General features: G+C 48.2%; 2 protein-coding genes. Both read left to right on the top strand.

What is annotated here, in order from left to right; translation table 11 throughout:
* Positions 1–135: transposase (locus tag BLW97_RS18250; protein ID WP_143214908.1), on the top strand; the 135-nt coding region annotated here is incomplete at its 5' end.
* A 459-nt stretch (positions 136–594) separates the two neighbouring features.
* Positions 595–926: hypothetical protein (locus BLW97_RS19295; protein WP_207650656.1), on the top strand; the 332-nt coding region annotated here is incomplete at its 3' end.

Genomic DNA, 926 nt, shown 5'->3' with positions numbered 1-926 from the left:
AATGGAATTCTGGAAGGTTTCAACAGCCTCATTCAATCCGCCAAGGCCAAGGCTCGGGGTTACCGCACGCACAAGAACTTTATCAACATGGCCTACCTGATCCTGGGCAAGCTGGATCTCAGGCTACCCACTTGAAATGACGAGGAACCATCTAAATCTACCGCAGCGACGTGTATCAGACAGACTGACTTTCGCCTCGGTGACGTTGAAATAGTTAGTGATGCAGCTGAAGCCGTCATTCAAAAACCCCATCCTCATGTTCACAAAAAACCTCGCTAAGACTGCAAATATCGCAGCAACCTTTCGAGCATGGCTTAGGGACCAGGCCCTATAAAAATCACACGATCGTTGCGCATCCGTAAAACTCTAAATTAGAGTAAATAATAACGGGCATTATCCGTTCATTATAATTCGATAACTGATTCTGTGTGTGTTCATTAAAGAACGCTATTGTTGTGATAAAAACAATCGTTTATTAGGGTTTGACGAACTCCATTTTGTATTGTTAGCGTACTGACGTCGTGGAGGATTCCACGTACTACGGTCAATATCTATTTGACTACTTTCTATCGATTTTTTAGATGGAGGATCTTAATGCAAGACTCAAATTCCAGATTAATGACGGGCCTTGGTGTATTCGCCTTAGGCGTTTCTATGGCTTTTGCGAGTTCCATGACCCCTGCCAATGCGGCGACCCCAGGATATCAACCACAGGGACAGTCATCCTCACACTCCATGCAGCATGGCGCCTCTTCCTCTGCCCAGCCTTACAGAGGACAGTCATCAGCCAGTGCGGCAACCCCGAGATACCAGCCTCAGGGACAACCCTCTTCACCGGCCATGCAACACGGTTCTTCTGCTGCCAGCCCTCCTTATGGCGGACAGTCATCGGCAGGTGCGGCGACTCCGGCATACCATTCTCAGGG

Origin of the sequence: Acidithiobacillus albertensis (assembly GCF_001931655.1) — a bacterium.
Taxonomy (GTDB): Bacteria; Pseudomonadota; Gammaproteobacteria; order Acidithiobacillales; family Acidithiobacillaceae; genus Acidithiobacillus; species Acidithiobacillus thiooxidans.
Note: the sequence above shows the minus strand (reverse complement) of the source record. Positions and strands in the feature narration are given on the sequence as shown.